This window comes from Pseudoalteromonas sp., assembly GCF_036960685.1.
GTDB lineage: Bacteria > Pseudomonadota > Gammaproteobacteria > Enterobacterales > Alteromonadaceae > Pseudoalteromonas.
Map to the genome: position 1 here is coordinate 28,630 of NZ_JBALXK010000020.1, position 13,182 is coordinate 41,811.

Annotated in this window: 13 protein-coding genes and 1 pseudogene; 2 read left to right on the forward strand and 12 right to left on the reverse strand. The window is 42.7% G+C overall.

Annotated elements, in window-relative coordinates; all coding sequences use genetic code 11:
- The first annotated feature begins 45 nt into the window (after nt 1-45).
- Complete coding sequence (locus V7783_RS15630; protein WP_335679505.1) at nt 46-879, forward strand: mechanosensitive ion channel family protein; 834 nt, start codon at nt 46-48, stop codon at nt 877-879.
- A gap of 34 nt (nt 880-913) precedes the next feature.
- Here the strand turns inward: V7783_RS15630 and V7783_RS15635 are convergent, their stop codons facing one another.
- From V7783_RS15635 to V7783_RS15680, 10 genes and pseudogenes are all read right to left on the reverse strand, one after another.
- On the reverse strand, nt 914-2,143 hold the full coding sequence (locus V7783_RS15635) for a sensor histidine kinase (protein ID WP_335679506.1): 1,230 nt from the start codon (nt 2,141-2,143) through the stop codon (nt 914-916).
- Entirely contained in the window at nt 2,143-2,847 is a 705-nt protein-coding gene (locus V7783_RS15640) for a response regulator transcription factor (protein ID WP_442961385.1), read from the reverse strand. Before V7783_RS15640 ends, V7783_RS15635 begins: the two co-directional genes overlap by 1 nt.
- Nucleotides 2,848-2,860: 13 nt before the next feature.
- Complete coding sequence (locus tag V7783_RS15645) at nt 2,861-5,245, reverse strand: TonB-dependent receptor (protein ID WP_335679507.1); 2,385 nt, start codon at nt 5,243-5,245, stop codon at nt 2,861-2,863.
- A gap of 359 nt (nt 5,246-5,604) precedes the next feature.
- Nucleotides 5,605-5,853, reverse strand: coding sequence for a hypothetical protein (locus V7783_RS15650; RefSeq protein ID WP_335679508.1), 249 nt, complete (start codon nt 5,851-5,853; stop codon nt 5,605-5,607).
- A gap of 30 nt (nt 5,854-5,883) precedes the next feature.
- The gene (locus tag V7783_RS15655; RefSeq protein WP_335679509.1) at nt 5,884-6,453 is read right to left on the reverse strand and encodes a DUF2799 domain-containing protein; all 570 of its coding nucleotides are present in this window, start codon (nt 6,451-6,453) and stop codon (nt 5,884-5,886) included.
- 89 nt (nt 6,454-6,542) lie between these two features.
- Nucleotides 6,543-6,764 carry a DUF3955 domain-containing protein gene (locus V7783_RS15660; RefSeq protein ID WP_335679510.1) on the reverse strand — a complete coding sequence of 74 codons (222 nt, stop codon included), beginning with the start codon at nt 6,762-6,764 and terminating at the stop codon, nt 6,543-6,545.
- An 11-nt stretch (nt 6,765-6,775) separates the two neighbouring features.
- A pseudogene (locus tag V7783_RS15665) lies at nt 6,776-7,677 on the reverse strand (polysaccharide deacetylase family protein).
- 48 nt (nt 7,678-7,725) lie between these two features.
- The gene (locus V7783_RS15670; RefSeq protein WP_335679511.1) at nt 7,726-8,265 is read right to left on the reverse strand and encodes a YbhB/YbcL family Raf kinase inhibitor-like protein; all 540 of its coding nucleotides are present in this window, start codon (nt 8,263-8,265) and stop codon (nt 7,726-7,728) included.
- 33 nt (nt 8,266-8,298) lie between these two features.
- Nucleotides 8,299-9,399 carry an alkene reductase gene (locus V7783_RS15675; protein ID WP_335679512.1) on the reverse strand — a complete coding sequence of 367 codons (1,101 nt, stop codon included), beginning with the start codon at nt 9,397-9,399 and terminating at the stop codon, nt 8,299-8,301.
- 39 nt (nt 9,400-9,438) lie between these two features.
- Nucleotides 9,439-9,843 carry a lactoylglutathione lyase gene (locus tag V7783_RS15680; RefSeq protein WP_182785115.1) on the reverse strand — a complete coding sequence of 135 codons (405 nt, stop codon included), beginning with the start codon at nt 9,841-9,843 and terminating at the stop codon, nt 9,439-9,441.
- A gap of 115 nt (nt 9,844-9,958) precedes the next feature.
- On the opposite strand from V7783_RS15680, the gene V7783_RS15685 reads away from it, so the two are divergent.
- On the forward strand, nt 9,959-10,849 hold the full coding sequence (locus tag V7783_RS15685) for a LysR family transcriptional regulator (protein ID WP_335679513.1): 891 nt from the start codon (nt 9,959-9,961) through the stop codon (nt 10,847-10,849).
- A gap of 85 nt (nt 10,850-10,934) precedes the next feature.
- Here the strand turns inward: V7783_RS15685 and tldD are convergent, their stop codons facing one another.
- Together tldD and V7783_RS15695 are read right to left on the reverse strand one after the other, a co-directional pair.
- Nucleotides 10,935-12,374, reverse strand: a complete 1,440-nt coding sequence (tldD, locus tag V7783_RS15690; RefSeq protein WP_335679514.1) for a metalloprotease TldD — start codon at nt 12,372-12,374, stop codon at nt 10,935-10,937.
- Nucleotides 12,371-13,177, reverse strand: a complete 807-nt coding sequence (locus V7783_RS15695) for a carbon-nitrogen hydrolase family protein (protein ID WP_335679515.1) — start codon at nt 13,175-13,177, stop codon at nt 12,371-12,373. Before V7783_RS15695 ends, tldD begins: the two co-directional genes overlap by 4 nt.
- Nucleotides 13,178-13,182: the final 5 nt, after the last annotated feature.

Below are 13,182 nucleotides of genomic sequence, written 5' to 3' on the forward strand. Positions count from 1 at the left end.
ATGGCTACGAGCTATTTTGATTAACGCACTCCCCATTAGGAAGTTATGAGTAAAGATATACTGCTACACCCGGTTTTAATTTCATTGGCAATTTTCGTTATTGCGTTTTGCCTAAAGGTGCTAGTTGATAAGTTAGCGCGACATCGCGCCGAAAAAAAGCAACGAGATATAAGGTACATTTCGCACAATATTAAGCACTTTGTTAACTTAGCAACAGTGCTGTTGCTGCTGTTTGTTTGGTCTACTGAAATCCAGAACTTTGCGCTGTCGATCGCGGCTTTTGCGGTAGCCATTGTGTTTGCCACCAGAGAGTTTATTCAATGTATAATTGGCTTTTTCTACTTGGTGACAACACGGCCATTTAGAGTTGGCGATTGGGTGCAAGTTGGTGAGTATTACGGTGAAATTGCTGAAACCGATTGGATCAAAACCACTATGCATGAAATTGACATGCATACCTATCAGTTTTCTCGCAAGACCATTTATATTCCGAATAATAAACTGATCACCAGCCCAATTAAAAACTTAAACTTTGTAAAACGTTTTACCACACATCATTTTAGTATTGTGCGTAAGGAAAGCTTTAACCCGTATCCCATCTACGCCACGTTACTCGATAAAGCGAAGCATTATTGTGAAGACTTTCATGATGTAGCAAGTCGATATAATGCAATTATCGAGCGAAAATTGGACGCAAAGATTTCTGGCCCTGCACCTGAAATACACTTTAGCACCACTGAGTTAGGTGAGTTTAAAGCAAGCTTCACGTTATTCTGCCCAACCGATCAAGCACTAGAAATAGAGCACAAGCTAACCGAGTATTTTATGGAGCTTTGGTACGATGAAGCTGCAAAAAGTGAATTAAAAAACGTACCTTAAATTCATTTATATAAGCACAATTACAACAAGCTCGTCACCATGAGAGACGAGCTACTACAGATTTTTCATCAGCAAGCAGCGAAAACGACCAACCATTACGCTCGCATAGTCGTTGCACAATACCTAAACCTAATCCATAGCCATGAGGCGATGCATCGCTTGGTGAATATTGCTCAGCAGCGGCACTGACCAGTTGGTTGGTGACTAACAATTGTTGTTGCTCTATACGAATGGTGATCGGCCCCTGCCCTGCGAGTGTATGCTCGAAGGCATTTCGCACTAGATTATTAACCGCGATAGAAAAAGCTTGTGGATGACCATAGACTCGGGGGTTTGCGAGTTGTTCGATTTCAACTTCGACCAACTTTCGACTTAGTAAGTGGCGCTGAAGATCTATCACGTTGCTTACCAGTGGCATTACTAAAAACTGCTCATCATACAAGCCCTCGTCAGTTTCACGAGCAAGACACAAGAACATCTCAATAGTGGTTTTCATATCGAGTGTTGCGCGTCGCACCCGATCCAATGTTTTCATATCAGTCGCTGACAGCTGGCTTTGCTCCAGCAGTTCAAGCGCGCCTGTAATTACTGTAATTGGTGTGCGCAATTCATGACTGGCTGAACTGGTAAAGTAGCGTTCTCTAGTTACAAAGGCACTGATACGCTCAAGTGTCTGCTCAATGGTCTTGGCAAGCATACCAACCTCATCATCGGTGAACCGGCTAGAATCAATGCGCTTGTGGTCTTCACTTGACAGTTTTTCTGGGTTAATCTCGCCGACGGCTTTAGCGAGCTGCGTTACAGGGGCAACCGCTCGTCGCATCACTATAATGCCCAGCCCAAAACCAACCATACCAAGCGTACCTACGACACTGCTAATAATAAGCAGCAACCACCAATCTTCTGACGACGAAGCCTCAATGCCTGCAACATCAAAAACCACAAATCCGCGTAACTGTTTATTGTCGATAGCTATCACGGCAACATGCAATTCTTCGCTATCGAACTCGTACAATCCCAGTTCAGGGTTTGTTTTCGCCCACTTTTTCAGTGATTGGGGTAAATTAGCGACCTTGTCATAGCCGCGCAGGTTTGTTGTTATAGAGGGATAGTTGTCGGCTGCAACCTGTAACTGTTGCGTCAGCACACGGTCTTCACTTAACCTGACCGCTGCAAAAAAAGCGAAGCCCCAGGCAATGCTAAGTACCGCAACACAAAGTGCAAATGCAATGGCGACACGTTTGCGTAAACTGTGTCGATACATTATTGCGTATCCTCGGCAATTCGATACCCGATACGATGCACAGTATGGATCAGCGGGCTGTCAAATGGCCTATCTATAGCTTGGCGTAACTTATACATATGTGAGCGAAGCGCATCACCATCGGGACGCTCGTCAGCCCACAATAAGGTTTCAAGCGTATCGCGAGCCACCACAGACGGCGCCTGCTCCATTAAGCGCTGCAATAGTTTCATACATGTTGGGTTGAGTTCGACACGTCGCCCAGCACGATGAACTTGTAAAGTGGATTTATTTAGAGTCAGTTCGCCCACAATTAACAGGTTATCGGGCTTGCCATGACTGCGTTTGTACAGCGCTTGCAATCGTGCATGTAGCTCTTGTAATGCAAATGGCTTGACCAAATAATCATCGGCTCCTGCCGCAAATCCCTTCAGTTTATCATCCAGTGTGTCTCTAGCCGTTAGCATTAGGACTGGGGTTTCTAGTTTGGCGTCCGCTCGTAACTTTTGGCAAAAGCTTATGCCATCCATACCTGGCAGCATCAAATCGAGTACAATCACATCAAACGGATTGGTCAACGCTAAGTGCATTGCACTGATACCATCATAGGCAAAATCCAGTATATAACTGTGCCTTTCAAGATAGGCGGCAATGTTTTCACAAATGTCGCGGTTATCTTCAACAATCAAAGCTCTGATCGGCGTTGCACTATGTGCGTTAACCATCTTCTATACTCCCTTACCAGGCATAATCTAATCGCAAACCTATAAGTGGCTCTGCTTCGCTATCGTCTACGACCTCAATGCCTCGGCGGTAGTCAAACTCAGTGTCGTCACTTGATGACGCTGCCGTTACGTTGATAACATCGAGAAAGGCGGTTACATCTATGGGGCCAAATGCACGTCGATAGTCAACACGAAGATTCAGCGAACCGGAACCACTTTTGCGACCAACATTACGCTCAGTGATCTCTTTAGAGTAACGTAACGGTTGGCCTGGCCCCAATACGTCTGAATGAATTATAAATTCGTCATCTGGCCTACCAGAAAGGTATTTGTAGCGCCCTGCGACTTTCCAACGATCGCTGATCTCCCAAGTTAAACCTAGAGTAGCGACATGCTCACGACTAAATTCTGCAGCTACATCACCGCGACCATCTTTACGATCAATTACAGCATCATTGTAAGAATAGGTTGCACTTGCGTAAAGGCCTTCATAAATTGCACCATTAAGGACAAAATCAACACCATAGGATGTGCCATCACCAATATTTGCATAAGTTCCGCTGGTTCGATCAAGATCAACTACTAGATCATCGAGAGTTTGATAATAAGCTTCGCTTAACAGTGACCAATTAATGCTCGGAAAATATTTGAAACCGACACTCGCGTGGGTGATTCTTTCGGTTTTGAGATCATTGGACTCGTTCGCTGCAAGCTCTAAATAGCGTGGTGATTGATGAAATAGCCCTGCTGTTGCAAAATATCTAACTGTATTACTCGGCTGCCAGTTAACGTTAAATCTAGGCGATGCGAAACTTTCATCAGCAAAACCGTCCCGTTCGAAGCGTAACCCAGTACCAAAATCCCAATCACCGAATTCAAATACCTGATCTACGTAGCCAACATAGCTGGTTTCTTTCTGGTTCATTGTGGAGTTGATGCTTTCAGGTGTTAGCACGATAAAATATTGCTCTGGATCTGGTCTAAAGTCATCTTCATCGTAGACATAGCGATTCCAATCACCATCTAAAACGGTACTGTAGTCCAGTTCAATTTGCGTTATGCGTACCCCAGCACTAAATAATCCCCATTGATTTACTGTCTCAAAATCGCTTCGCCAGCCAAGCTCAGTTTCACCTTCAGTAATGGTTATAATATCCTCCCTTACTGGGTAATCAGAGGCTGGTGTTTCTGCTGGTACAAGATCAGGATAAGCTTCACCTTCTGAGCTCACTTTGTCACTTTTGCGATAATAAACCTTGTTTGTCAAAACAGCGCTATCACCAAGCAAAGTTCGCCAAGTTAGACCATATAAATCACTATCTTGCTCAGAGTCTTGCAGCGCTGTATCTTCAAAATTAGGTGATTCGGCAACGTGTTTAACACCCCGAGTGTAGTCTTCGTGAGTATCCATCAGCAGAATTTCAACGGTGTTATCTTGATTAATGGGGATCACTGATTTTAGTATCACATCCCTTAACACTGGTTCACCAATATCTAGCTCTTCAATGGTTTCAAACAAAGCACCAAAATCTAATCGTCTTGCAGAAAAAAGCATCGTTGCATCATCTGTAATACCCATAGGCCCATCGTAACCTACTTCATAGCCGGCAAGGTCATAACGAAAGCTTGCTGAAGGACTTGGATTACCATCAGCGACATCAAGTTGCAGTAGTGATGCTGCACGGCCCCCATAAGCAGGCCCCCAGCCACCAGGGGAAAACTCAGCTGTGCTGATAACATTTGGTGCAAAAATCGAAAAACGGCCGCCTCCGCCAACATCTTGTTCTTCACCTAGTGTCGCATCAAAATGTATAGCTTTATCAAAAGGGAAGTCATCTACGAATAACAAATTATCTCTTGGTCCACGGCCACGAACACTGAAACTTGCGAACTCACTGTCAGATGCAAGCCCTGGTAACCCATCCAACGACAGCAATGGATCCGCACCACCGCCAACCGCACTTCGTAACGACTCTCTGTCAAGGTAAGTACTAGAACCTGATGAAAATACATCAGCTTGCTGTGCCCGCACTTCTACAACTTCAATAGTCTGTTCTTTAAGTGCGAATTCTAGCTTAATATTTTTACGTGTAACAACACGCACGCTCGGTTCATACAATGAAGCAAATCCACTTTTGGCTACGTTGACTGAGTAAAGGCCTGAGTCAAGTTGCGCCACAGTGATGCGACCTTGTTGATCTGTTGCTAAAGTTTGCGTGAATGCGGTTTCTCGTTTCTTGATAGTGATCTGCACATTTGCCAATGGCCTATCAGTTGCGTGATCTTTCACTATAAAGGTCAGCTCTCCTGGCGCCTCAGCCGCATGGCTAAATAATGGCAAACCTGTTAGCAATACCAACAAAGTCAGCCACGACAGCAGTCTTAGTTGCCCGTTCATATCGCTATCCCCCTAATTGTTAACCACACGACCTCTTTTAACTGCCTGCTCATTTTACTCTCCTTACAAAAATCAACTATAGCGCTGTAATGAATGTAAGGAGTCTAGCAGTGCAAATGTGACTAAAAAGTCGCTAAAATGTAAAAGTTATTTAAAAGGGAGAATTATTTTCAGCGATATCGCAAAGTTATATTGTGAAAAATTTCAAGCTGTAACAGCTCTATTATGGCAAGAAAATTAGATGCTAAAACTGCCACCACTTAGGCAGAAATACAATTAAGAAGAATTGGTTAAATTTTTAACTATAACACCGTTGCTTGACTCACTTGATTAAAACAAAGTGAGTCAAGCAGTTAATACTAGCCGCCTGTTCTAAGATCTTGCTCAAACTCGGTTTCAGTTTTCACTGGCTGGCAATGTGTTTGTACAGTACTTTTGTTTGCCTCATCTTTGTCGGTGCTAAAAATGGTATAGTTGTAGTCTGTTTCTACTTCACCACCTAGGCACTCATGCTCTGCATAAACCCCGTTTTCATAGCCGTCTTTTACCTCTTGTGATGCACACCCTGCTAGGAGTAAAAACACAATTAACACTGATAAAAATTTCATAACAACTCCAATAAGGTAATTTCTAGTAAATTATAGTTCATATTCAACATGGAATGAGGGAAGCTTGTTAAGTAATGGCAATAGTGATCTTTCTCTTATTAAATCATCACGCTCATCATCTAACATTTCTCGTTCCCGATGCAGCTCTTTACGTTTATTACTGCCAACCGTTTCGGCACTTAATTCATCCCTAATGGTATTAAGCCGCCAATCTATTTCATCAAGTCGCTGCTCTATTTCAGCTTTTCTTTCCTCAAGCTGATAACGATCATTACCCTCTTGCCACGCTTTTCTAAACTGTGTGTTATTACACACACCATTATATGATTCGCCACGGATACCCAGAGTAAAGCCATTTTCAGGTTCACAATACACAGCAAGGCCTTGCTGGTAACTTGCCTGATACTCATTTAACTGCGCGGTAATACCAAATTCACGGCAAGTGGATATGATTTCTTTGCCTCGCTCATATGTATAGCCTTGTTGGCCATGGCTATAACCTAACTGCTGCCAATTAGCTTCTGCGCACTCTTGTTGAGATAAAGAAGTACATCCTGATAGCACTATGAAAAATAACAAAAACAAAAAACGATGAGACATTTCACTTCCTAAAGTATCAGGGGTTATTCAAGTACCCATTTTGTAGCACTTTTTAAATAAAGTGAACAATATAAGTGTAACTAGATGTTTTACCTTTTAATTATCACTTTCCTTCCTTGTAACTTAATGATTAAAAATACAATTACAGAAAGTACAAAAAAAAGCCAAGATAATGGTATTAAGAAAAACGCTTCCACTAACATGCCATTCTCATCAATGTAACCACCTTGTAAATAGAAACTAATAGCGCACAATAGACTCAAAAACAAACAACCAACCACATATTTATAACGTTTAATAAATGACCACATATCAGGCTCCTCTATTTAAATGTACGTGCTGGATTAGTAGGCACATTTTTTTGCTTTATTATCCAACGGGCTATGTTATCTTTTCGCATGAACTTAACACCTGTATGCTGTTTTGCATACTGGATAAAATCATCAAGCGCTTTTACCCGTGCAGGCGTTCCTGCAATACGGTCATGAGCACTAATCGACATCATCCGTCTTCTATGCTTACCTTCGGCGTATAACACATCAAACTCATCCTTTAACTCTTGCAAGTACGCTCGAGCCGTCATAGCTGTGCTTCCTGAGTAGCGCGCAATGTCGTTATTACGAAAAGTATAAGGTACAACCACAAAAGGCTTATTATTTAAAGGTGTAAAAGAAGGCTCATCACGCGATAGATCATCAATATGATAAATAAACCCAAGCTCTTGCAAAAGCGTAAGTGTATTTTCTGAGTGTCTCATCCAAAATGCATTGAAGCCAACTGGCCGCATTCCTGTCACTTTTCGATAATATCTGCACTTTTAATATATGAAGCGCGCTCTTGTTCAACACTCATCGAATATTGTGGTGTCCATGTTTGGCCGTGACCCGATGCTTCATGCCCTCGTGAAACCACTTCTTTAGCAAGTGCTGGATTTAATTCCACAGCCCTGCCCACCATATGAGAGGTAACTTTAATATTATGTTTATCCCATAGTTCAAGTAATCGTGGGATCCCTTCATTCATCCCATACTGATACCAAGTAGGCGAAATAGTATCGTGATAACCCTGCTCTATTTGAGGAAACGGCCCTGCATCAGAGCTATCTTGTGCTGTTGCTTCAAATTGCATTGAAATAGAAATCACTAATTGTGCATCATCAGGCCAATAATCTGATTTCTCAGGTAGTGGGGCTGCATTTAATAGCTTACTGCTGCACAGTGCCATTAAAAGAGTGAGTAAAGGTAAAGCCTTCATTTTTATCTCCTTAACTAATTAACGCGGTCCTGCCGTTACTGTGATCTCGGCTGTTTGCAAAGAATGCTGATGTAAGAAAAATCCTGTAAGTGCACTTGTTGCCCCTTGTGGAACAGCTAATTTTTCTACATCCAATGCATACACTTTATAGGTGTAGCTATGCTTGCGTCCTTCTGGTGGACATGGCCCAAAGTATCCGGGCTTCCCCATATCTGTATTACCTTCAATGGCTCCTTTGGGTAAAGTCGTTGAAGATAGTAAGTTACTAGTAAGAGGAATATCATGTACTACCCAGTGCCAAAAACCACTGCCAGTTGGTGCGTCATTGTCATACACTGTCACGGCAAAGCTTTTGGCTTTCTTAGGCGCATTTTGCCATTTAAGTTGTGGCCTAACATTACTCCCCTGACAACCAAAGCTATTCCAATATTGCTCACTCTTTATTGCCTGACCTGGCTGTAAATCAGGGCTCGATAAACTAAATTCAGCTGCAAAACTGGCACTACTAAACAGCCCGCTGATCAGTAAAGTAACTACTGAGTTTGAAAAATTAACCATTTTTAGCCCTTATATTTTCAGTTAAAACGAAAGTTACTTTTGATACGCTGGGTAATCGGTATAACCTTTGGCTGTACCGCCAAACAATGTACTCCCATCGGCAATCGTGTTTAGTGGCAGTTGCTCTTGAATACGATACGGTAAGTCTGGGTTGGCAATAAAACGACGACCAAATGCAATGTAATCAGCAAGACCTTGTTCAATAAGCTGCGCACCTGAATGCTCGGTATAATTACCGGCAACAATAATCGCGCCACTAAAATACTGACGAAGTGCGACTCTAAACTCTGGTGTTACACTGGGCGCATCGTCCCAGTCCGCTTCGGCAAGATGAATATACGCAATACCAATTTGCTCAAATTGCTTTGCTGCTAATAAAATAGTGTCAATTGCTTCACTATCATCCATACCACGCTGAGTGATAAAAGGCGCTAATCTAACTCCCACTTTATGAGCTCCAATGGCATTACTAACTGCGCCAATAATTTCACAGGCAAAACGAATACGGTTTTCTTGGCTACCGCCATATTCATCTGTGCGTTTATTCGCTGAACGTCTTAAAAACTGATCAATTAAATACCCGTTACCTCCATGTATTTCAACGCCATCGAAACCAGCCTCAATCGCGTTAATTGCCGCTTGCTTATAATCATTTACTATTTCTTTAATTTCTTTAACACTTAGTGCTCGAGGGGTTGGGCAGTCAAGCATCCGTCCTTCTCCATCATCGCCTACCACCCAAACTTGTGCATCTGGAGCAAGTGCAGATGGGGCAACTGGCGTTCCATCATGATGAAATGAAGAGTGCGACATTCTACCAACGTGCCAAAGTTGTAAAAATATTTTACCGCCTTCTTTATGCACAGCTTGTGTTACTTGCTTCCAACCTTCGATTTGTTCTTGCGTGTAAATACCTGGCGTAAATGAGTAACCTTTGCCCTGAGCAGAAATTTGTGTAGCTTCAGAAATAATCAGCCCTGCAGTAGCACGCTGCGCATAATAAGTGGCCATCAGTTCAGTGGGAATATCACCCGGTTGCGCAGTTCGCGAACGGGTCATAGGTGCCATCACAATTCTATTATGCGTGACCATGCCACCGAGTGTTTTAGCTTCAAATAAGGATTCAATAGACATAACTAACTCTCTTATAAATAATGTTTATCTGGATTTAAATTAAATTTCATCACTACTAAATAGCATTTCAACCTTTATCTCTTCTGGTCCAGGTATAAATACTTGCTGCTCTAATAGCTCTGGCACGGTTCGCTCAAAGTAGCTTATACCTGTTTTCGCTAAGCGACTTTTCAATCCTTGGTAACCCATGCTACGAATGGCAATGTGCTCTACCACTCCTCGCCCTTGGATTTTGCTGTTAAATGCTGATAAGTACCCCTGTTGCGCTTTATTACCCGCGGCATTAACCAGATGAATCAAAGCAACGTTATCGCTGCCGTATAACCACGCTCCCTCGAAAGGAAAAGGCGGACGATACCCTTCACTTAGCCCAACTGAATTAATAAAGAACTGTCGCATCGCTTGGTAATCACAACTAGAAATTAATACATGATCTAAACGCATAAACTTTCTCTGTTGATAATGAGTACAACCAGTTTAACTATTTACTTAAATTTGATAATTGAGTTAATATCAAAAACACTATTCATTAATACTGAACTATAAAGAGTAAAGAACGATGGCAAAGATTGATGATATGCAGCTTTTTGTTCATGTGGTGCGCTCTGGCGGGCTTGCCGCAGCAGGGCGAAAAGTCGGTTTATCGCCTGCTAGTATGACGTCACGTATCAACCAGCTTGAAAATCACTATCAAACCCGACTCTTAATACGTAATACTCGCAGTATTAAATTAACCGAGACTGGAGAGCAATTTTATCAAGGCTGTTTAAGAGTGATTGCTGAAATTGATGCCGCAGAACAAAGTATTCAGCTTAGTAAAAACACCCTTTCGGGTAGTCTCAAAGTAACCGCGCCCTCTGACTTTGGTAAACAGTTTGTTGCCCCTGCAATAGCTAAATTTGTAGCACAGAATCCACAAGTTAAACCACACCTGCATTTAACCGATGGCTTAGTCAATTTAGTTGAAGAAGGCATTGATATTGCTATTCGCTTTGGAAACTTACCCGATAGCAATTTGATTAGCCGAATGATCAAAGCCAATAAACGCGTGTTATGTGCTTCAGCTGAATATTTAAAAATACATGGCCAACCTTTGCAGCCAAGCGATTTATTAAATCATCGCTGCCTAGTAATGGAGCGATTTGGTCAATCGATGAATGATTGGCACTTTAAAGATCAGGTAATTCGCGTGCCTGTGGCTATGAGTAGCAGTGATGGTGCGGTGATCAGACAGTGGGCAATTGATGGTGCCGGGGTTGCTCTAAAATCAATGGTAGATATTAGTGATGATCTAACTAACGGTAATTTAGTGACGTTACTTGATGACTATATTCTCGGTTTTAGTAATAAAGATAAACAACAGATTGGCTTGCAGTTTCTTTACCCATCAAGGCAATTTCAGCCACGGCAAGTTGTCGCATTTATGGATTTCTTTCAGCAGCAAATTTAACTTTGAAGATAATAGACTCTAATAAAAAAACCTTGAGAGTTTGCACTTTCAAGGTTTTATTTAGAGCGTTTGACAGTTATAAAAATTAAGCCGTGCCACCTACTGTTAGGTTATCTATTTTCAGGCTTGGCTGACCAACACCTACTGGCACGCTTTGGCCATCTTTACCGCAAACGCCCACGCCTTTATCAAGGGCTAAATCATTACCTACCATAGAGATTTGTTGCATAACCTCAGGGCCATTACCAATTAAAGTAGCACCTTTGATTGGTTGAGTAATTTTACCGTTCTCAATTAAGTAGGCTTCTGAGGCACTAAATACAAACTTGCCTGAAGTAATATCTACTTGGCCGCCACCAAAGTTAGGGGCGAAGATACCTTTTTTAACTGTACTGATAATATCGGCTTGGCTGTGATCACCGCCTAACATATAAGTGTTGGTCATACGTGGCATAGGTAAATGCGCGTATGATTCACGACGAGCATTACCCGTTGGGTTAACACCCATCAAACGCGCATTCATTTTATCTTGCATATAGCCTTTTAAAATACCGTTTTCGATAAGTACGTTGTACGCCGCTGGGGTGCCTTCATCATCGACATTTAGTGAACCACGACGATCGGCAATAGTACCATCATCAACTACAGTACACAGCTCTGATGCGACTTTTTCACCCACTTTACCGCTAAATGCTGATGCACCTTTACGGTTAAAGTCGCCTTCTAAGCCATGACCTACTGCTTCATGCAATAATACACCCGGCCAACCGGCGCCAAGTACCACTTCCATAGTGCCCGCAGGTGCATCAATGGCTTCTAGGTTTACTTTAGCTTGGCGTACCGCTTCTTCGGCATATTCCATCCAACGAGGCTTACCTTCTACTAACTCTTTAAAATAACCATAATCTAAACGTGCGCCGCCACCGGCACCACCGCGTTCACGACGGCCATCTTTTTCAAGTAACACAGAGCAATTTAAACGAATAAGTGGACGAATATCGGTGGCAAATGTACCATCACTGGCCGCGATTAATACTTCTTCATAGACCGCTGACATTGAGCTGATCACTTGCTCAGCATCGGGGGATAGTTCGCGAATATAGTTTTCAAGCTCACGTAATAAACTGACTTTGTCAGTATCGGTCATGCTTTGAATTGGTTGGTGTGGAGCAAACTGTTGTTTTGCGGCCACATCACTAAATACTTGAATCGCTTTGCTTTCGCCTGCTTCGGCAATGCTACGCGCGGCGGTTGCGGCTTTATTTAGGGCTTCGAGGTTAATCGCATCAGAGTACGAAAAACCCGTTTTTTCACCGCTCACGGCACGTACACCTACGCCACGTTCAACGTTGTAAGAGCCTTCTTTAACTAAACCGTCTTCAAGCACCCAGGATTCATGGTGACTTGATTGAAAATACAGATCCGCATAATCAACGCTATGCTGATGAATAAAGCCGAGCGTTTTTTCGAGTTCTTCTCGATTTAGCTGGCTGTCGTGTAATAAATGCTGTTCAACCGAATTCATAATAAATGCTCTCTAAATCGTTGGTGAGATTGCACTGGCATATCTCGACGAATGGCGTGCACGCGGTTTAAATCTGGCTGGCAGCCAATAAACCCGATGCCATTTGCAAGCTCGCTGAGGACATCGCCCCAAGGAGAAATAATAATACTGTGGCCATACGTTGCACGGCCATTTTCATGTTGCCCCGCTTGTGCGGCAGCAATCACATAACTTTGGGTTTCTATTGCCCGCGCTGTTAGTAACGGCTGCCAATGAGCGGCGCCGGTTACCGTTGTAAAAGCGCTGGGCACTAAAATGATTTCAGCCCCTGCACGTTGCAAGGCACTAAATAGGCCACTAAAGCGCAGATCATAACATACTGTTAAGCCTATTTTACCAAACGGCGAATCCACTACAACGATATCATTGCCCGCTTGCGTATAGTTAGACTCACGATACGCCCCCGTACCATCCGCCACATCTACATCAAATAAATGCATCTTATTGTATTGTGCAACCACATCACCTTGGTTATTAAATAATAAAGATGCTGCTAAATATTTATTATTTGTGGCAATCGGTAATGTACCAGCGGCTAACCAAATATCATACAGGCGACATAAGTCAGCTAATTGCTGTATATAAACATCGCTTTGCTTGGCAATCGCGAATGTCTGTTGGCCGCTTTTACTAAATACTAAAAAGCTTTCAGGTAAACAGACAAGTAATGGCCGAGTTGTAGGGAGTTGTTGTAACAGCTGGTTAAGTTGCTCAATGTTGGCATCAGCACACACTCCGGAGCACATTTGCAGCGCGACGATCATAGCTT

Bases quoted from the DNA above. Each gene is read 5' to 3' on its own strand.
- V7783_RS15630 (WP_335679505.1), top strand. From the start codon at position 46: ATGAGTAAAGATATACTGCTACACCCGGTTTTAATTTCATTGGCAATT.
- V7783_RS15650 (WP_335679508.1), bottom strand. From the start codon at position 5,853: ATGAAATTTTTATCAGTGTTAATTGTGTTTTTACTCCTAGCAGGGTGT.
- V7783_RS15640 (WP_442961385.1), bottom strand. From the start codon at position 2,847: ATGGTTAACGCACATAGTGCAACGCCGATCAGAGCTTTGATTGTTGAA.
- V7783_RS15645 (WP_335679507.1), bottom strand. From the start codon at position 5,245: ATGAACGGGCAACTAAGACTGCTGTCGTGGCTGACTTTGTTGGTATTG.
- tldD (WP_335679514.1), bottom strand. From the start codon at position 12,374: ATGAATTCGGTTGAACAGCATTTATTACACGACAGCCAGCTAAATCGA.
- V7783_RS15695 (WP_335679515.1), bottom strand. From the start codon at position 13,177: ATGATCGTCGCGCTGCAAATGTGCTCCGGAGTGTGTGCTGATGCCAAC.
- V7783_RS15680 (WP_182785115.1), bottom strand. From the start codon at position 9,843: ATGCGTTTAGATCATGTATTAATTTCTAGTTGTGATTACCAAGCGATG.
- V7783_RS15675 (WP_335679512.1), bottom strand. From the start codon at position 9,399: ATGTCTATTGAATCCTTATTTGAAGCTAAAACACTCGGTGGCATGGTC.
- V7783_RS15685 (WP_335679513.1), top strand. From the start codon at position 9,959: ATGGCAAAGATTGATGATATGCAGCTTTTTGTTCATGTGGTGCGCTCT.
- V7783_RS15635 (WP_335679506.1), bottom strand. From the start codon at position 2,143: ATGTATCGACACAGTTTACGCAAACGTGTCGCCATTGCATTTGCACTT.
- V7783_RS15670 (WP_335679511.1), bottom strand. From the start codon at position 8,265: ATGGTTAATTTTTCAAACTCAGTAGTTACTTTACTGATCAGCGGGCTG.
- V7783_RS15655 (WP_335679509.1), bottom strand. From the start codon at position 6,453: ATGTCTCATCGTTTTTTGTTTTTGTTATTTTTCATAGTGCTATCAGGA.
- V7783_RS15660 (WP_335679510.1), bottom strand. From the start codon at position 6,764: ATGTGGTCATTTATTAAACGTTATAAATATGTGGTTGGTTGTTTGTTT.